This window comes from Runella sp. MFBS21 (genome assembly GCF_029433105.1).
In the GTDB taxonomy this organism is placed as follows: Bacteria; Bacteroidota; Bacteroidia; order Cytophagales; family Spirosomataceae; genus Runella.
The window spans coordinates 695,100-712,568 of the sequence record NZ_JARNTW010000002.1 but is presented as its reverse complement, the minus strand read 5'-3'; the positions used below and the strand labels follow the sequence as shown (position 1 = coordinate 712,568).

Genomic DNA, 17,469 nt, shown 5'->3' with positions numbered 1-17,469 from the left:
TATGCCAGACGCTTTAGATTTGAGTTTATTGGCCACAACTGCCACCGATTATGCGCGTGCCGAAAAAGCACCCATTTTCTCTAAGTTGATTGGCTCCGGCTTGAGTGGTTTGCCCAACACTCCCATCAAGCCCATTGATGAGTTTATGATGATGATTCCGGGCAATGACGAGGTGGTGTTGACCGAATTGTACTTGGAAAGTGTCGTACAGTCAGGGGCCAAAGGCACCTTCAACCCGACCAATGATGCGGTAAGAATCAAACCCAAAAAGGCCAAAGTGAAACCTTGCAAGGTGGATTTGCTTTTCACGGAGCAAAAGATTTTGTCGCTTTACAAATCTTGGTACGGACAGGTACGCGGTGGTAAAATCGACAAAACGAGCTATCCCTTTGAAGAGTGGGTGATTGAGCACGTATTGAAGCGCGTAAGCACCGACCTGCGTCAAAAGGCCCTCATCAATGGGACGCGCAACGATGCGGGCACAACGCCTGAACAGGCAATGGACGGTTTGTTTGTGAAGCTAGCCGCCGCCAAAACAGCCGGTACCATCACCGCCGCCCAAATCGCCACCATTGCCGCGATCACTGCGGCCAACGCCGTGACCGAGTTTGAGAAGATTGTAGACAAGATTCCGACCGAGTACTTCTACAGTGACTTGATTTGTCTTTGCCCCTTGGCTTACAAAAAAGCCTATGAGCGCCACTACCGCGCCACCTACGGCACCACGCCCTACAATGCGGGCTACAACAAACAGGAAATCGAAGGCACCATGATTGAGTTTTTGGTAGAACCAGGGATGGCCACTACCGGACTCACAGGTTTTGAGTCGCCTATCATCACCACCCGCGAAAACTTCGCGTGGCTCTATGATGACGAAAGTGCGCAAACGCGTCTGGAGTTTGACTACTCGAAGCGCGACCGCTCCTTGGCCTACGTCATGGACTTCCAAGTAGGGTTTGATTGGGCCTTGGATAGCCTTTTCTGGCTTGGCGACGTGCCTTAATGCTTCTCTCTCCCTCCTTCCGTGAGGGAGTTTTTCTCTTTCTAATCGCCTATTAACAGCTAATTTTTTTAAGACAATGGCAAATGTAAATTTTGCGAATCTCAACGCCACCAGTGAGCAAGAGGGAAACCCCGGTGGTATCCGGACGCTCTTGGTGGCCGAAAAACGTTTTATCGACGGGGTATGGCCCAAAAAGGCCGACATTACCGCGGGCGAAATTACCACCTTACCGACCATGGTAGCCACGGCTAAATTTGCCGCTTATGAATGCCCCGACGGTACCGTGGAGATTTCGAGCGAAAAGCAGGGCGACCCCGGTTTCCAAAGCTACAAGCACTCTATTGAGTTTATGTTTGCGGGCTTCTCCAAAGAGATTCAAGCCGAGCTTGCCAAAAACATGAACGCGGGTTCGGTGTATATTTTGGAAATGAACGGCGGCCAATACGTAGTCGTAGGTTCTTCAGACAACCCTATTTTTGTGAAACAGAGCTTCAAGGGGGGTAAGAAAGGAAACGACAAACGCGGCTTTACCTTGAAGGGTGAGCAGGACGGTTTTATGTGGGATATTTTACCGCTTAAAGACACCCTCATCGCCACCATCCCAATTCAACCTGAAGCTTAATTCATAAGCCCTTTCCTTCGTGGAGAGGGCTTTTATTTCCCCTAATTTTAGTGATGAAAAAGAAGTACAAAGTGAACGTGCCCACGGGTGGAGCACGCCACGCATTACCCGGCGAGGGGCTTATCACCATCCGCGAGGATATGTCCGAACGCCACATCGAGGCCCTTATCGAGGCAGGGGTCACCTCCTACTTTGAAACGGAATCTGTTCAACCTCAAACCACTGACAACAATGGCCAAAAACCAGACGGAGAAGCAGCCGAAGCCGGCACCAACTCCACCAATACCCCTACCGCCAAACGAGCCACTCGTAACGCCTAGTACGGAAGATAATTCGGAGCAGCCGACAGAAAAAAACGCGATAGCTTCGATAGCCACCGAAGATAATTCGGAGCAAGCAGCGCAAGAGAGCGCGATATTTTCCGCAGCGCCCGAAGATAATTCGGCAAAACCGCTTAGTGACTGTACGCTCAATGAATTGATGGAAATCAGACTCAAGACCTACAAGGAGTTGTGCGACCTAGACCACACCACCGAAGCCTTTGAGCAGAAACTCGCTTTTTTTGAACAGGTGGATGACCTTATCAAAGCCTTTTACCTAGGCTTAGAACCCGTTGAAAATCATCAAGCCCCGTCAGAAGAGGATGATGAAAACGAGCGTATCAGGCAAAAAGCCAAGAAGCAGCTCGAAGCTTTGACCGAAGCCCGGCAAACCGAAGCAGAAGCCAACGAAGTAGAGGTGGTTTCGGAAACCCGTCAACGCTAATTCAATGCAAAGTTTTTTAAAGCCCCCTTCGTAATGATGGGGGCTTTTTGTTTATTTGTGACGCGAATCCTTTATTAGTAAATACACAGGTAGGCAAGCTCAAGGGCTTGCCGATTGGCGCGTGGTTGCAAGTACCACACGCTTGCCTGTGTTTAGGTAAAGGGTTCGCAGCGACCAATCGGCTTTTTTATACTATGTACATTCGCCCCCCTGAGCTGCCTCCAGTTGTTGACTTTCTTCGTCGTCACGAAGTGGATGTTCCATTGCTCATTGAAATGTTGGAGACTTACCGGGAGCGGAATCCAGCCGAACATTTTGACCACTACGAAAGGCCCGATACCTACATCGACGCCACTACTTATCTGGACAAAATCACGGATTTTCTCGAACTACTTATCATAGAAAGTGTCCCGCGAAAAATGTAGGCCGTTGGCTATCTTGGTCAAAAAAAACATGACTGAAGACCAGACCAACGCCGAGCGACTCAAGCTCAAGGCCAACGTTAATTTTCTGCGCTTACAGCTCAGGGTAGGCAAAGCCACCCAGGAAGAATTGCAGCTCGCCGAAAAAGCACTGGCGCAATTCAAAGCGGCCCCCTCCGCTACGCTCCAGCAAGTAGGCCAAACCAATCCCCTGGCTAAAAACGAATCGCCTTGGACACCCCACGGCGACACCCTTCCACCCCACGTGGCCCCTATCGTAGAAGAGCTACGCAAACAGCAGGCAGAGATTGACTACGAAAAGCGGTCGCTCTCGATGCAACTCCAAGCGGTTCCGCACAATACCCCCTGCCCCGAACTCACCAAGGCGATCTTAGCCCTGCGGGAAAAGTGGATGGCGCTGGGTGATGATATTCGCTACGTAGTCACGCACGGGGAGCGCCCTCAGGAAGCTTCCACTACGCCCCCGCAATGGGATGCCGAAGCCTACCGAAGTCAGCTACCCACCGACCGCTACACCCTGAGCAAAATGATAGACAACCTCAGCATCAATGTACGCTACAAGTGGCCTAAGCGCATGGCTCAAACCGATACCCTAGCCAAAAAAGCCGAATATCAGACCAAAATCTCGAAGGGCGAAATAGAGCTAAGTATTCTCCAACAACAATTCAATGCACTGAAATGAACGTAAAACATTTGATTACGAAGAAAGTCGTAAGCGGCAAGCGTCGTTTATTTTTTCAGGTTCACAACTCTCATGACGTGCCAAGAGGTGGGCTTTTGACCATTGAGCTACGAACCCAATGGCAAAAAATGCACACCTTAAACGTGATGCTCAAACCCATAGAACCCAAAAAATACGGGGTGTTTTATGTGGATATACCAAGCCTGATAGCCCAAGCCTGGCATAAATTTGATTGGTATTTTCAGCAGAGAAGTGGACGCAACTGGAAGTCTGAAGCATTTGAGGACTTAACTGAGTAAACTTAAATACAGCCATCATGATAAATGAACTATTTCAAACCGACCGGGTGCGGGTCTCCGAGTTGGTTCCTCACGTCAAAAACCCGCGTAAAATCAAAGCCGAACAAAAACGTAAGCTTTGGGAACGCCTCCAAAAATATGGGATGATAGGTATCCCTATCCGCGATGCTGACGGCACCCTGCTCAGTGGGCATCAGCGGTGTGAGCTACTGGTACAAAATGGCCTCGGCGACTACGAGCTAGATGTACGTACCGCCACCCGTAAGCTCACCGAAGAGGAGCTAAGGGAGGTGATGATTATCGAAAATAGCCACGCGGGAGAGTTTGATTTGGAAATGCTCAAGGCAGAGTTTGACCGCTATGTAGACCTTGGGGATTTTGGTTTTGACTTCTCGGAGCTAGACAAGCAGCTTGCTGAGGCCACCCAAGAGACGGCTCAGGAGCCTGAGCTACCGATTGTGGCGGTGATGAGCGAAAAGTATACGTCGTTTGTGATAGTGTGCCCTAATGAGATTGACGCCAATCACATCGCCGAAAAGCTGGGCATCGAGCGGGGCAAATGCTACAAAAGCTCCAAGGTGGGCATGATGCACGTGGTAGACTCTCAAAAAGTGATAGAGCGATGGAAGTAAAGGTAGTGATACCGTCGCATCGGCGCTGGGATAGAGTGCTGACGACAATGGCCGTGGACAATGCGATTTTGTGCGTGGCCGAAAGCCAACGGAGTCTCTACGAAAAATGTAACAAGGGCGTAGAAATCGTGACGCATCCCGACAGCGTGATTGGCCTTGCCCGGAAGCGGGACTGGATCATCAAGCATTTCAAAAATGTGTTTATGCTGGATGATGATGTTGAAGGCTTGAGTCGAATTTATGTAGGCAAAGGAGAGCCCACGACGGTAGAACCTGACGAGGCTTATGACATTATCCAAGCCACCGCGCACGCGGCTCACGAGGCCGGTGCCTACCTCTTTGGTTTTAGCTCCTCACCGGCTCCCATTAGCTACGATGCGTTTAATCCCATTCGGCTCAGTGGCTACGTGACGGGTTGCGCCCACGGGGTACTGGAAGGCTCCAAGCTGTGGTACAACCCCGATATCATCTGCAATGAGGATTATTGGATAAGCCTCCTCAACGCGCATCATCATCGGCTCCTTTGGAAGGATACGCGTTTTTATTGGAAACAAAAAGACACCTTTGTCAATCGTGGAGGATTGGCGGAATTTAGGAACATTGATGCCGAGGAAAAAGATTTCCAATTACTTCAACGAGTTTTTGGAGACGTAGTGGAGCTTCGTAAGTCTAAACAGAATACAAAGCACCCTTTTCAGAAAACCTTAAGAATACCTTTTTGATGAAGAATAAATATAACAATAATTGGAGTCCGCAGAAAAGAGCTAAAGGGCTAGAAGAAGCTTGGCCTTTTATTGCTTTGATTGGTGGGGTGGCCGCATTGATTGGGTTGTTGATTTGGATTATTGAGATTTTAAAATAACTTTGAACTTGCGAACGCTAATCCTCATTCCATATATACGAACAAGAAGGACTAAAAAGGTGAGCGGATTATCAGTCGGGTACAACAAGGATAACCGACTAAATTTGTTTAAAATGCTGTTTTTGAACATCTGAGATTGTAGCCTTGTCCACCAAAAGTCCAAATTACAGCAAGCCACTGAACGATGTGTTCAGTGGCTTTTTTTGTATCCTTCTATATCTTCTTTCTTTTCACTAAAAAATGTGCTTCTATTCGCTGGAAACGCACTTTTTAATGTTCTAGGATCCTCAAAAAAAATAAAAAAAATCAGGAAAAACGCTTTTTTAATCCGTTCTGTCGGGAGATATTTACACTATCAAATAACACACACAACTATTTGATAATCAATATTTTAAAGTAAATATTCTAAGCAAAATGGAACAACAAAGCATCCCTCAAAAAAGTAATCGGGTCACTACTCACTTGGACCGCTTCATCGCCACTACGGGCAAAACCGAAAAGGAATATTTGGAATGGGCGTCGGAAGTAGGACGTAAAATGCACATCAATACCTTGGATAAGTTGGTATGTGCCAAACTTAATATCTATTCAGCCGCCCACCTTATCCATGTTCCTACGCCTCTTCCTTTGGGTATTTCGGAAAATGAGGTAAGTGAGTACCTTATCCAAAACAGCCAAAACCCTTACGAGCTGGGTAAACTCTGGAGCGAAACCAAAGCCGATGCCCTCGCATGGACTTGTAAGGAAAGCACCATTGCCAATAGCTTGGCATTCTTCCCTAAAAGTGACTTTGAGCAATTTGGCGATAAAAATCACCTCGCCGATGTAAGCCGTACATGGTTTAAAAAAGACGGCCTTAACCTCGACACCCAAGCCCAAGAAATGAGCGAAAACAGTGGCTTTGAAATCACCGTGCAAGACCTCGTGGAGTTTGTGATGAAGTACCGGCCACGCACTTACAAAAACCCGGCGGAAGTGAAGCTCAAACGGATAGAGGAAAGGTTTAGGGAAGTGACCGGGTTTGGCATCAAAGAGTACTACGTCGAACACCTCCTCAAAATCTGCTACGTGCTCAAACCCCAACTCGAAGAAGTCCCCTTTTAAGAACCCCTAGCCCCTCACGACCGAGGGGCTTTTTTATTCCCCAAAACAATGCCTAAAACGACTGATGTCCCGGTAGAACTCCGGGAGTTTAACTACGTCTTTGAAAAAATCGCCTACCGACACGGCTACGGTGAAGTATTCACGGATTTTATTGATTATGCCATTGCTTGTTTCCTGGACACGGGCGATGCCGAAAAAGCCAAACAACTCCAACAACGCTACGGCGACTGCTACCCCGATTTTCAAGGGCTCATGAGGGAATGGATGCAGCTCCAACATAAGATGCTCCATAGGGGCAAAAAATGGTATGATGCCTTGGGGGCTTTTTATGAGGTGATTTCTTCCACCCACAAAGCAAGTGCCTTGGGGCAGTTTTTCACCCCGCCCGATGTGGTGGACTTCCTCACGATCATTACGGGTGAGCAGAAAGCAGGCCCTAAAGCCCGAATGAATGACCCTTGCTCGGGCAGTGGCCGCATGCTGATTGCGTTTCATGCGCACTTTCCGGGCAACTACACTTTTGCGGGCGACATAGACCCGATTTGTGCCAAAATGACGGCCCTCAATATGATGCTCCACGGCTGCGAAGGGCAGGCCGTTTGTATCGACAGCCTGCACCCCGATGATTGGCGTTTTGGCTTCGCTATCAATCCTTACATACGTGTCGTGGGTATTCCTCACATCGTCAGGATTCAGAAAGAACAATGCCTGCAGTGGCAACAATATCAGCAAGACAAGCAGGAGTTTGCCAAGAAAAAAGCGCAAGCTGAAGAAGCGGCAAAAATAGCTACCACGACCGTCAAGGAAGCACCTACGGTGGGGAAATTTGGTCAACTATCATTTTTGTAAATCACTGATAATCAAGCGTTTTTATAAAAATATTTTTGGGAAAACGCTTTTTTAATCCGTTCTGTCGGGAGATATTTACACTATCAAATAACACACACAACTATTTGATAATCAATCTTTTAAATACAAAATTCTAAGCAAAATGGACACAGAAGTAAAACGGCAAATTGAGAAAGAGATTTCCCGTTGCAATCGTCGAATCAAGTGGGCTTTTGAACCACAACACTACTGGATGGAGCGTAAGGCTATTCTTATGAACTCGCTTCACTACGGTTTTGAGGTTGCCCTAGGCGACATCGAAAAAACATTGTCTCAGTCTTCAAAATACATGGAGAGCATCATCAGAGCCAATCAGGATACATTGTCGGACATTCAAAACAAATGGGCAAAATGAGCAAGTGGCAAGTTCATATGGAGCGAGTACGCACGGTAATGGTACGCGCTTGGGGTCTCTTTCGCAAAGGGCTACTTAGCCTAAGTCTTAGCTTGAGAGTGAGCTGGAAGCTCGACAAAGGGCTTATCACTGAGGCGCAAATAGCGGCCATGTTTAACCCTAAAAAACGCAGAAAATGAAAAAGAAGGATTTCAAGAAATTACCCCCAATTCAACAAAAATTATTGCAGGAGACAGTGAAAGCCAACCCCAATGTAACTGTCCGCAGAGTAGGAAATAAGGGATGGTCAGACTTACCCCTTTTTCAGGAAGATAAACAAACCAAACTGTTCTAAAATGACGAATGCCGCTTGGACGAGCGGCATTCGGAATACCAATCTTTTAAGACCAATATTCTAAGCAATGGCAAATAACGCAAAAAGACATTTAAAAATCAACTACCGCTGGAGAACATCGGCGGGACGGCTCCCACAAATTCGCTTGAGCGGCAAATGGCTCCAGCTCCACGGGTTTGAGATTGGGCAAATTGTAGAGGTCGAAGTTTTGAACAATAAAATCATCATCACCAATGGGTAAGTACGAAATCATCACAAAGAAAGGATACGATTTTTTTGAGTGTAGCTCGGCGTTGCAAAAGTGCATCCGCCGTGGCATGGAAGATGAGGCGCTGTATTGGGCCGTGGAGCTGTACGAAAGCAATTTTAGCGAATACATCTGGAAGCGGCTCCGCATCATGTCGAGCGAAGATGTGGGCTTGGCAGACCCGACGATTTCATCGGAGATTTGGGCTTTGTACTGCATGTTTGAGAAGCAGTCAAAGAAAAAGGATGATGCTAACGAACCCCAACGCTTGTTTCTGACGCACGCGGTTTTGTTGCTTTGTCGGTCCAAAAAAAGCCGTTTGGTAGATTGGGCGTTGATTTGGGCATGGCTCACTCACCCTTTCAAAAAAAATCCAATCCCTGACTTTGCGTACGATAAACACAATGACCGCGGTCGAAGAGTCGGGCGAGGTTGGAAACACTTTTTTGAGGAGGGAGCGTTGCTAATGAATCAGGCCGAAATGCTCCGCGAAGAGGAGTTTAAGGAACGAGCCAAAAAAGCCATAAGCGACCCTAGTGGGATGAGTTTGTTTTAGAATAGAAAAGGGGGGCACTCGCTCCCTTTTTCTATTTCTTGGTGTAACTCTAAACTTATTATTTGGCAGACTCTTGTCCTTCTTCAGTATCTTTCTGTAATATCTCATTAAATAACATTTTAAGAAACTCAAAATGGTCTGAACTTACCTCTATCTTATTCTTATCAAACCATTTATCATTTTTAATATAGTATACCTTTTCGCTAAGTTCAGGAGAAATAATATACAACCTCTTCATCTTTCGAATTTGAATTACTCCCTTTACTTCTGTAGGATAATAACATGTGTTATTCCCGCTAGCCCAAAATTTATCCCCGCCAAAAAAAATAGGAATACGAGGTTGTTCAGTGGTTAAGTTACTATCAAGATAATGGAGCATATTTATCATCTGATCTTTAAGCTGGCTAGCTGACATAGGCATTTCAAAGTTCATTATCATAAGTTTTTTGTTCTTTTATTTATTTGACTGAAAATTTTGAAGATAATTTGACTAATCGAACATTACTATTTATTAGTTTCTGCTCATTGACTATACATAAAGTTGCAATAATTTATTACATACTGTTTTTTACTGTTTAAGTCAAATAAAAGAAGATTTCTTAACTCCCATTTTGTCGTGCATCAACAAGGAGACAAGAGCTAGCCTCCAAAAACTTTGTCCTATTGTCCTTCACAATCACACCTCAACTTGGGGTGTGATTTTTATTTTATTATGGCAAAGAAACTAGGAATTGGAAAACTAAAACGGGTACTCAAGATAGATGAAGACCGATTGGACATCTACCTCAAGTACTATGGACGCGAAGTAGAGTGGGAGCAGCTCACCCCCACCCAGCAAGAAATGCTCGAACGATACCGCGAAGCATGGGCACTCTACTGCATGGGCCGTACCGAAGAAATGGTACGTAGTCAGCTCATGCGTAAACACGACCTTCAGGAACGACAAGCCCGTTACATTTTTGAGGAGTCTAAGTTTATTCATGGTCGCCTCGATCAAGTCGATAAGGACGGGCGCCGAGCGGCAAGCATCGCTTTTTATGACCTCATGTCAAACTTGGCCATGAAAGACAAGCAGTACGAAACCGCCGTCACTGCCCGCGATAAAGCCGATAAACTTGCCAAACTCCACGAAACCGATGAAACTGGGCTCAACCCTGATGATTTCATCAAAGCGGCCAAATTCATTTTCGTCAATAACATAAACGTGCTTAAGCAGCAACAACAGGAACTAGATGAATAACGAGAAGGTCGTCAAAATACACGCCAACGATAAACAAATTAAATTTTTGCGGTCCAGAGCCAACCGCAAATCATTCATCGGCGGTCGTGCCTCCGGAAAGTCTACGGTGTTAGGCTTTGTGGTGGGTAAATTGTTCAATGATTTTCCCCGTGCCAAATGGGTCGTAGGGGGACTCACCTATGTCCAACTCGACCTCATTGTTTTACCCGCTATTCGGGAGGCATTAGGCTTTATGGGCTATTCCGAATACCATCCCAAACAAAACCCGGCGGGCGTGTATGTGGTAGGTATTCGGCCACCCGATCACTGGACCACTCCCTACAAAAAAGTAGGCAGGCTCGGCTATCAATATTGTCTTAGCTTCATCAATGGCTTTACGCTCCAGTTTTGCAGCCAAGACCGCGCCGAAACCCACCGAGGTCTCAGCATCGACGGCGTGCTCATTGATGAATCAGCCACCATCAGCAGTGATTTTGTCCGTAAAGTGCTGCTCCCCGCGAGGCGTGGTAACAACTACGCTCCCTGGGCAAACCACCCTTGGAACAAAGGGTTCTTCGACTTCAGCTCCGCAAGCTGGACCCAAGAAGGAATGTGGATTTACGAAACCGAAGAGCATTACAATGCCATGATTGAGCAACGGAGCAGGCTCACTTCGGACGAATTAAAGGCCATTCCCCCCAAATTTCTTTTCCTAGAATCTACCTTTCGGGACAATGCCGCCGTATTGCCCCCCGATTTTGAGCAGCAACTACGCGACCAACTCGACCCGCTTGAATACGCCGTCGAGGTCGAAAACGAACGCATGGGTAAACTCCCCAACAGCTTTTACTACGGCTTCAATCCCGAACGCCACTGTTACACCAAAAGCTATGATTACATTCCCGACGAAAAAACGGGTATTCTCCTCTACCGATCCAACGATTATGAAACCGACAAACCCCTTGATTATAGCCTTGATTTCAATGCCGATATTGTTTGGGGTGTCGTAGGTCAGGATACCGGAAAAACCCTCAAAGTCATTCATTCCCACTACGAAAAAGTAACCCCTTCAGAAAAGAAAAATTTAAAAGACCAAAAAAACAGCCTTATTGAAAAACAGGCCAAATGGTTTTGTGAGACCTACAAAAACCACGAAAAAAAAGAGGTCTTTATTTACGGCGACCCCGGGGGCAATAGTACCTCCGCCGCTACCAAGGTGGATAACCGCCCCTTCTTTGACCAGATATGTGACATCCTTATTAAAGAGGGCTGGGTCATCTACCGAAGGGAGCTTACAAGCTACCCCTCTCATAAGGACAAATACCACCTCATCAATATGTTATTTGAGGAAAGTAATCCTAGGGCCCCACATATAGCTATCAATAAACTCACTAATAAAGTACTCATCATCAACCTCACCCAGACCCCCGTCACTACTGACAAGACCTATAAGAAGGCAAGGCGCATAGGCAAGGACAAGAGCAGTGAGCGGAGCACCAAGAACCGAGAGTACGCTACCGATGGCACCGATGCCCTTGATTACTGGCTTTGGGTCAAATGTAAAAAGTACTTATCGAACCATGCTCCTAGAAAAAATCATCTTTTCGTTTTCTCAGGCCGCTAAGCGTATATTCCCAAAATTGGAAGGTGGCAATTGCCGCTCCCGATAAAGTGCGGGCTACCTTCCTGTGTGTAACACCCCTTTAAAAGGGGCTTTTTTTTCATAACGCCCTGACAAACAAGCATCCCCCAAAAAAACGAGTGCAAAACCTTCATTATTCCCGCAAAAAAATTGTGTCCTGTCAGGCGTGAGCTTTCAATTGTAGTATTGCCACTCACAAAAAACGTGGCATATGAGCAAGATAAATCTAAGCGCCGTCCTCTCGGAAGTTAACCGCCCGAACGCTGTTTTCAATCTGACCTATCGGAAAGAGAACGGAGAATGCGGGGAGAAGAAAGGTTGCATCCTCAGACGGAGCGGCGATAACGCCCTCAACGAACGCAAGAAAATGAATCGCTCTGGAAAGCTCAAGCTACTGCGCAAATCCGACGGTCATCAGTTCGAGGTGTTCATCGACTTTTTGCTCACGTTCAATGGTCAACCTATCAATCATTTCAATTAATGGCTGCAATTAAAAAAGTCGCAGGAAACGTCTATTTGGTAAGTTATGGCGAGAAGAAAGCGGCCACCGTTACCTTTGGAAAAGATGCCGGAGCCGCCGTCGATGCCGCTTACATGGAGAAAGCTGGTGGAAAAAGTAGCAATTCCAAAGGGGGGTATGTTCCTCGTGGCAAAGACGACAACAAATTGCTCCAGCTCCATCAGGTATTGAGCGATTCGCCTAACAAATGGCAATTCGTTTTGACCCGTCGTAACTTCATCGGTGGCTTGGGTATCGGTCCTCACCAAGAAGAAGTCGTCAAAGGAGAGCTGAAGTACACGCCCATTGCCCGAAGCCCGCAGTACCGCGAATGGCACGAACGTTTGGAGCTAGACGACTACCTAGCCGCAAGCAGCTACCAAATTGCGTTTGGTGGGGACTTATTTGTGAGGCTGGCACTCGGTCCTAATAAAAAGGTAGAGTCGCTCAAGGTCGTGGATACTTTCCAAATCCGCGCCCGCAAGCCCAAAGACGGCGAAACCCGCATCCTAGAGTATTGGATTAGTGCCAAGTTTGGTCACCAAAAAGCCGTCAAGGAAGAGGATTGTGTCAAAGTCCCGGCCTTCGACCCGCTTGACCCTACCAAGTATCCCGTCGCTATCATCCACGTACGCGCCCCCATTCCTGGGCAAACCATCTACGGCTTTGAGCCTTGGTGGGGTACTGAGCGCGTCACCAAAATCACCAACCGCGTGCCGGACTATTACGAAGCGGCTTTTGACAATGGCTTTTTCGTAACCCACCACGTGGACATCCCCGACAATTATTTCAAGAAAGAGGGACTAACGGAAGATGAAGAAGAAATCCTCAAGAAAGAGGTATTGGACCAAATTGCCAATACCCTCATGGGACTAGAAAAGGCCAACAAAATCCTTTTCACCTTCTCCAAACTTTCGGTGGATGGGCGCGTCATTGAAGGGGTCAAAATCACGCCCCTCAAAAACCCTATCAACGATGAGGCTTTCTTGAAAATGTTTGAAAGCATCAACCTCATCCAAGCCTCGGGCCACGGCGTTCGCGCTGACCTTGCGGGGGTTGCTTTCAACGGTGGTCTTGGTACCTCAGGCAAGGAGCTGGCCACCTCTGCCAACTACGCCCAAGACTTTATGACGCATTTTGACAAAATGATGCTCCTCAAACCCGTGCGCATCGCCCAAAGAATCGACGGCATAGAGCTTGAAAATTACCTGTGTGTCTACCGCATCAGCAGCTATACCTACGATGTGACCCCCGAAAGCTCGTCTCAAAATCCCAATACTGAAGAACCCCAAGCCCCCACCCAACAGCCATGATACACTTCCTGCCCCAATTACTCGTCATCGTTTTTTTTGCGATTCGTCTAGCGGTTTCTTTCCAACGCATTCGCTACAATTCAGCCCTAGACACCTCCGAAAAAGTAGGACACCTATTAGGCACTTTACTCTATTACGGTATCGCTAACCTCATCTTGGCGTGGGGTGGATTTTATAACGTCTTTCACCAATGATCATCAAAAACATTGAGCAGTTGAAAGCGGCCTTGGGCGGTATTCAACAACAAATGGACTGGAGAACCTTCGAGCCTTTCGTACGTCAGGCCGAAAAGGTCTACATCATTCCGGCGATTGGGCAGGAGTTGTACGACGAATTGGAGGCCTTGAATGCCTTTAGCACCGAACAAACCCACCTTTTGGAGTGGTTACGCATTGCCATTGCCGAATACGCGGATTTGCTGGGTGGTATGAGGTTGTATATGCACACTTCGAATGCAGGTAAGCAAGTACCCCAAATGCCCAACATGGGGCCACCTTCCAAATGGATGACCGTGACCTCTATTAAGCAGGGAATTGCCAAAGCGGACCTTGCGCTGGAGAATGCCTTACAGTACTTGGAAAAGAACAAAGAGGCTTTCTCCACCTGGGCCGAATCCGAATCCTACACGCTGGACCATTCGCTTTTCCTATCGTCGGCCACGGAGTTAACCAAGTATTTTCCCGCCGCCAAGCAGTCGCGGCGTTTGTACTTATCGCTTCGCCACTATATCGAAACCGCCCAAGAATTTTTCTTAGAACCCTTGATTGGTACGCCACAACTGACCGCTTGGATAGCCCGCATGGCCGACGATGACGTCACTCCCTCCCCCCAAGAGGAAAAAGCATGGAAGTTGGCTCGGTACGCCTTGGCTCACCAAGCCTTTGCCGAAAGCATTCCTTACCTCAACATCAACGAGGATTGGCGTTTGGTCAGCGAAACCGACGGTATTGTCAATGAGGATGAATTGGATGCCGCCCGACGTCAGGAAATGTTGGCCAACTGTCAGGCCAAAGCCGAAGAGTTCAAAAACCGCTTGCTTACCTATCTCAATAGTGTGGCATCGGCGACGGTATTTCCCGAATACTTCAGCTCTATGTACCAGCCTCCCAAAAAGCCAAGGGCGACCTCTATCGAAAACGACCCTTCAAAACCCTATTTCGCTTTTTAATTTTTAACTCCTATACAGCCATGAAAAAGTTAGTTTCTCTCTTGCTGCTACTGCTAGCAGTGTCGGGCTACGCCCAAAAAAAGCCCAAAAAGGACACCACTGCCACCCGTCGGTGGGTGCGGGAGTATGTTTCTCAACAACTCAAGTCCTCCCCAACACCGCCCACCACTACGGTGGCAGTGGTTACTACTCCACCCTGTAAAACGGGCCTTGATTTGCTCACGGTTACCCCTACCTCAGAGGCACTTGATTTCACCTTTCAGGCCGTCGATGTGCAGGCTATCGATTGGACGGTCACCCAAGCGGGCGTCTCCTTGGCGACGGGCAACACGGGCAAACTCACTTCCGCCCAAGTTCGGTTACCGCTCAAGTTATTGGAGGGTCACTATGAGCTACAAATCAAAGCTACCAATTGTAGCAGTGACCCCCAGAAAGGGCGAAAGAGCTTTGTAGTCGCACCCGTAGTGGCCACCCCTCCCGCCGAAGCAGTAACCACCAGTACCAAAAACGACGAGGGGGCTGCTATTCGATTGGAGCCACTTACCGACCCCTTATTGCCCTCGACTTTCCAAACCGGGAACTATGAGTTGCGTTACATCGAGAGCCGACCCGATTACCACCTTGATTTGCAGCTCTCCGAAAAAGACGGGCAACTTTTCCTGACCGACCTGGGCAATAGTTTGACGTCGGTTTCTTACACCCTCAACGGCTGGACGGACGAAAATGCCGGAAAGCTCGACCAAGAGCCGATTATCCCTTATCGGCTCTATCACTTGTCCAAATACTCCGTGGCCCGTCCCAGCTTGCGCGAAACGTGGATGGCCCTCTACGCCAATCCCAAAGCCGATTTTCGCCGGTCTGAGGTCTTTTTTTATGTCGTCCCCAAAACGGAAACGTGGAATCCCGTGGGCGAATCTCCCAACCCGATTGGGAGACCCTTAGCCTTTGCCAAACTTCCACCCTTTCAGCTCACCAATCGGCAGTATGGCTTTGAATACGACTTGCTCGACGAAACCGACGCCCGTAAAAAGGAACTCAGCATACAGTTTAACTGGCAACCGGGCAAAAGGCATCTGAAGATTTATGCCTCTGACCTGCGGGCCTTCATTGAGACTTTACCCAGCCGCAAAGGTTTCCATGACTTCAGCGAGCAAGAAGCCATTGCCTTTGCCAACAGCTTGGCCACTGACCAACTCATGGCCTTCGACTTTGAGCCGGGCGGGGATGCGTGGATTGTAGATTACAACTCTCCTGGCTTTTCGCGCAACATGACCACGGTCTTGCATCGGCTCCGGGAGCGGGGGGCTTTGGCCTACAACTGGATGGATATTGAGGGACAATCCCCCAACATCATGCAGCTCGACGGCCTGAAGCTTTCACCCAATGCCGGCTATGGTCACAACAATGCCGACGTCGGCAAGTATGAGCAAGCTTACCAACGCCTGGGTGACCTCCAAAAACGCAACAATCCCAATGCGGTTATCAATACCGGCTTTGGCTACGTGAGCTATGACAACAACTTTGCGGCCACCGACGCCAACGGCCAAAACAGCAGCCCTCAGCTCACCTACCTCAAGGCGCTTGATGCCTCAGAACTTTGGCGTAGGGCATGGCCCGACAAAGACCAGGTATATTTCTCTTGGGCTTTTCAAGAGGAAAACTTTGTCACTTTTCCCGGCAATCACGTGGTCGAAATTCCGGCATTTCAGGCCCGCGCTCGCCGCACCGACAATAAGCCCTTGTATCCCCCTGATTACTGGCAGGACAACCTCACTCTAGGACTCACCAACGCCAAGTACCTTTTTTATTGGTGTCCCGGTCCCGTTTCTTGGAACCCCGCTAGTGTCAGCTCCTACAACAGTGCTTACACCAAAGGTTTTTCGGTCTGGACTTATGAGCAAGGTTTGACGCCTCAAAGCAATGCGTTCTACATCGGCAAAGAACTCATGGCGCTCAATGCCACCGTCAAAGCCGCTTATACTTACAGTCTTATCCAAGGAGCCATGGACGGCAGCCGCCTGGCTCCCAGCTTCAGTTTTGCCCGCGCCGCCAAAGATGGTAGCCTTTCCGCTAGCCAACAAGTGCCAGAAATCCGCGACGGAAGTTGGTACGTAAAGTCACTTATAGGGCATAGCCCGTTTTGTGTGGTTTTTGAGAACAACGGCCAAAAGGTCGTATTCTTCCAAGATGTTTGGAGCCGTCCCGGACGCTTCACCGATTTTGAGTTTACCTACGCTGGTCGCCGCTACCAAGGTCGCACCGAAGGCAACCGCTTATTCATCGCCCGCTTATGAGAACCAAAATCCTGACGGGATTATTGGCCTTTCTTGTCCTGTCATTTATCATCCTTGCGGTGTTGTTTTACCTCGAACGCCAACGGACGCAACAACTCCAAACACGAACCCAAAACGCCAAAATCAATTATGAAGCCGCCGAAAAAACGCTGGATAGTGTGCGGGCTATTAGGGCTAACAAGCCTCTTAGCCGAGCTGAACGCCAAAGAATTTTACAAGATTTTGCTCGTGGAATCCGTCCCTGATACGGCCTGTATCTGCCATTCTACCCAAGTGATTGACTCCTTGCTCAAGGTCGTGGAAGAATACCCCTACCTCAAAAAAGCGCACCAAGCCGCCCAAGAACTCATCAAAGCGGAAGCACTTTTGAACGCCGACCAACGTACCAAAATCCTGAAGTACCTCGACCTTCAGTACTGGAACATGGAGGATATACGGAAGCGCATCCGACGCCTCAAATGGCAACGTATTAAATACGGAGCATGGGGTATCGGGATAGGTATTGCCATTGGAAGCTTTATTTACTAACAGCCATGAATGCA

General features: G+C 48.1%; 27 protein-coding genes. 26 read left to right on the top strand and 1 reads right to left on the bottom strand.

Annotated features, from left to right (window positions below; translation table 11 throughout):
- Window position 1: 1 nt before the first annotated feature.
- The 17 genes from P1X15_RS07235 to P1X15_RS07155 all read left to right on the top strand — a co-directional run bounded on the left by P1X15_RS07235 (window position 2) and on the right by P1X15_RS07155 (window position 8,792).
- Window positions 2-1,003, top strand: coding sequence for a hypothetical protein (locus tag P1X15_RS07235; protein WP_277337475.1), 1,002 nt, complete (start codon window positions 2-4; stop codon window positions 1,001-1,003).
- A 76-nt stretch (window positions 1,004-1,079) separates the two neighbouring features.
- The gene (locus P1X15_RS07230) at window positions 1,080-1,625 is read left to right on the top strand and encodes a hypothetical protein (RefSeq protein WP_277337474.1); all 546 of its coding nucleotides are present in this window, start codon (window positions 1,080-1,082) and stop codon (window positions 1,623-1,625) included.
- Between the two features lie 53 nt (window positions 1,626-1,678).
- Window positions 1,679-1,945, top strand: a complete 267-nt coding sequence (locus tag P1X15_RS07225) for a hypothetical protein (protein ID WP_277337473.1) — start codon at window positions 1,679-1,681, stop codon at window positions 1,943-1,945.
- Between the two features lie 160 nt (window positions 1,946-2,105).
- Window positions 2,106-2,390 carry a hypothetical protein gene (locus P1X15_RS07220; protein WP_277337472.1) on the top strand — a complete coding sequence of 95 codons (285 nt, stop codon included), beginning with the start codon at window positions 2,106-2,108 and terminating at the stop codon, window positions 2,388-2,390.
- Between the two features lie 194 nt (window positions 2,391-2,584).
- The gene (locus tag P1X15_RS07215) at window positions 2,585-2,815 is read left to right on the top strand and encodes a hypothetical protein (protein ID WP_277337471.1); all 231 of its coding nucleotides are present in this window, start codon (window positions 2,585-2,587) and stop codon (window positions 2,813-2,815) included.
- A gap of 28 nt (window positions 2,816-2,843) precedes the next feature.
- Complete coding sequence (locus P1X15_RS07210; RefSeq protein ID WP_277337470.1) at window positions 2,844-3,515, top strand: hypothetical protein; 672 nt, start codon at window positions 2,844-2,846, stop codon at window positions 3,513-3,515.
- On the top strand, window positions 3,512-3,814 hold the full coding sequence (locus P1X15_RS07205) for a hypothetical protein (RefSeq protein WP_277337469.1): 303 nt from the start codon (window positions 3,512-3,514) through the stop codon (window positions 3,812-3,814). The genes P1X15_RS07210 and P1X15_RS07205 overlap by 4 nt, the downstream gene beginning before the upstream one ends.
- Window positions 3,815-3,831: 17 nt before the next feature.
- On the top strand, window positions 3,832-4,446 hold the full coding sequence (locus tag P1X15_RS07200; RefSeq protein ID WP_277337468.1) for a hypothetical protein: 615 nt from the start codon (window positions 3,832-3,834) through the stop codon (window positions 4,444-4,446).
- Entirely contained in the window at window positions 4,374-5,168 is a 795-nt protein-coding gene (locus P1X15_RS07195) for a hypothetical protein (protein ID WP_277337467.1), read from the top strand. Before P1X15_RS07200 ends, P1X15_RS07195 begins: the two co-directional genes overlap by 73 nt.
- Complete coding sequence (locus tag P1X15_RS07190; RefSeq protein WP_277337466.1) at window positions 5,168-5,308, top strand: hypothetical protein; 141 nt, start codon at window positions 5,168-5,170, stop codon at window positions 5,306-5,308. Before P1X15_RS07195 ends, P1X15_RS07190 begins: the two co-directional genes overlap by 1 nt.
- A gap of 414 nt (window positions 5,309-5,722) precedes the next feature.
- Entirely contained in the window at window positions 5,723-6,412 is a 690-nt protein-coding gene (locus P1X15_RS07185) for a hypothetical protein (RefSeq protein WP_277337465.1), read from the top strand.
- A gap of 48 nt (window positions 6,413-6,460) precedes the next feature.
- Window positions 6,461-7,261 (top strand): N-6 DNA methylase, encoded by an 801-nt coding sequence (locus P1X15_RS07180; protein ID WP_277337464.1) that lies wholly within the window; start codon window positions 6,461-6,463, stop codon window positions 7,259-7,261.
- A 142-nt stretch (window positions 7,262-7,403) separates the two neighbouring features.
- Window positions 7,404-7,655 carry a hypothetical protein gene (locus P1X15_RS07175; protein WP_277337463.1) on the top strand — a complete coding sequence of 84 codons (252 nt, stop codon included), beginning with the start codon at window positions 7,404-7,406 and terminating at the stop codon, window positions 7,653-7,655.
- Window positions 7,652-7,834, top strand: a complete 183-nt coding sequence (locus P1X15_RS07170; protein ID WP_277337462.1) for a hypothetical protein — start codon at window positions 7,652-7,654, stop codon at window positions 7,832-7,834. The genes P1X15_RS07175 and P1X15_RS07170 overlap by 4 nt, the downstream gene beginning before the upstream one ends.
- Entirely contained in the window at window positions 7,831-7,989 is a 159-nt protein-coding gene (locus P1X15_RS07165) for a hypothetical protein (protein WP_277337461.1), read from the top strand. The genes P1X15_RS07170 and P1X15_RS07165 overlap by 4 nt, the downstream gene beginning before the upstream one ends.
- A 67-nt stretch (window positions 7,990-8,056) precedes the next feature.
- Window positions 8,057-8,230, top strand: coding sequence for a SymE family type I addiction module toxin (locus tag P1X15_RS07160; protein ID WP_277337460.1), 174 nt, complete (start codon window positions 8,057-8,059; stop codon window positions 8,228-8,230).
- Window positions 8,223-8,792, top strand: coding sequence for a hypothetical protein (locus P1X15_RS07155; protein ID WP_277337459.1), 570 nt, complete (start codon window positions 8,223-8,225; stop codon window positions 8,790-8,792). Before P1X15_RS07160 ends, P1X15_RS07155 begins: the two co-directional genes overlap by 8 nt.
- A gap of 58 nt (window positions 8,793-8,850) precedes the next feature.
- On the opposite strand, the gene P1X15_RS07150 is transcribed toward P1X15_RS07155, so the two are convergent.
- Window positions 8,851-9,225, bottom strand: a complete 375-nt coding sequence (locus tag P1X15_RS07150) for a hypothetical protein (RefSeq protein ID WP_277337458.1) — start codon at window positions 9,223-9,225, stop codon at window positions 8,851-8,853.
- A 279-nt stretch (window positions 9,226-9,504) separates the two neighbouring features.
- Between P1X15_RS07150 and P1X15_RS07145 the strand changes: the two genes are divergently transcribed.
- The 9 genes from P1X15_RS07145 (at window position 9,505) to P1X15_RS07105 (ending at window position 17,455) form a co-directional block, all read left to right on the top strand.
- Window positions 9,505-10,032 (top strand): hypothetical protein, encoded by a 528-nt coding sequence (locus P1X15_RS07145; protein ID WP_277337457.1) that lies wholly within the window; start codon window positions 9,505-9,507, stop codon window positions 10,030-10,032.
- The gene (locus P1X15_RS07140) at window positions 10,025-11,635 is read left to right on the top strand and encodes a hypothetical protein (RefSeq protein ID WP_277337456.1); all 1,611 of its coding nucleotides are present in this window, start codon (window positions 10,025-10,027) and stop codon (window positions 11,633-11,635) included. The genes P1X15_RS07145 and P1X15_RS07140 overlap by 8 nt, the downstream gene beginning before the upstream one ends.
- A 229-nt stretch (window positions 11,636-11,864) precedes the next feature.
- Complete coding sequence (locus P1X15_RS07135) at window positions 11,865-12,134, top strand: hypothetical protein (protein ID WP_277337455.1); 270 nt, start codon at window positions 11,865-11,867, stop codon at window positions 12,132-12,134.
- A complete protein-coding gene (locus P1X15_RS07130) occupies window positions 12,134-13,465 on the top strand; it encodes a hypothetical protein (protein ID WP_277337454.1) in 1,332 nt (443 codons plus the stop codon). Before P1X15_RS07135 ends, P1X15_RS07130 begins: the two co-directional genes overlap by 1 nt.
- On the top strand, window positions 13,462-13,659 hold the full coding sequence (locus P1X15_RS07125; RefSeq protein WP_277337453.1) for a hypothetical protein: 198 nt from the start codon (window positions 13,462-13,464) through the stop codon (window positions 13,657-13,659). Before P1X15_RS07130 ends, P1X15_RS07125 begins: the two co-directional genes overlap by 4 nt.
- Window positions 13,656-14,633, top strand: a complete 978-nt coding sequence (locus tag P1X15_RS07120) for a DUF6712 family protein (protein ID WP_277337452.1) — start codon at window positions 13,656-13,658, stop codon at window positions 14,631-14,633. The genes P1X15_RS07125 and P1X15_RS07120 overlap by 4 nt, the downstream gene beginning before the upstream one ends.
- Before the next feature lie 20 nt (window positions 14,634-14,653).
- Window positions 14,654-16,927 (top strand): hypothetical protein, encoded by a 2,274-nt coding sequence (locus tag P1X15_RS07115; RefSeq protein WP_277337451.1) that lies wholly within the window; start codon window positions 14,654-14,656, stop codon window positions 16,925-16,927.
- Complete coding sequence (locus tag P1X15_RS07110) at window positions 16,924-17,172, top strand: hypothetical protein (protein ID WP_277337450.1); 249 nt, start codon at window positions 16,924-16,926, stop codon at window positions 17,170-17,172. The genes P1X15_RS07115 and P1X15_RS07110 overlap by 4 nt, the downstream gene beginning before the upstream one ends.
- Window positions 17,156-17,455 (top strand): hypothetical protein, encoded by a 300-nt coding sequence (locus P1X15_RS07105; RefSeq protein ID WP_277337449.1) that lies wholly within the window; start codon window positions 17,156-17,158, stop codon window positions 17,453-17,455. Before P1X15_RS07110 ends, P1X15_RS07105 begins: the two co-directional genes overlap by 17 nt.
- The last annotated feature ends 14 nt before the right edge of the window (window positions 17,456-17,469 follow it).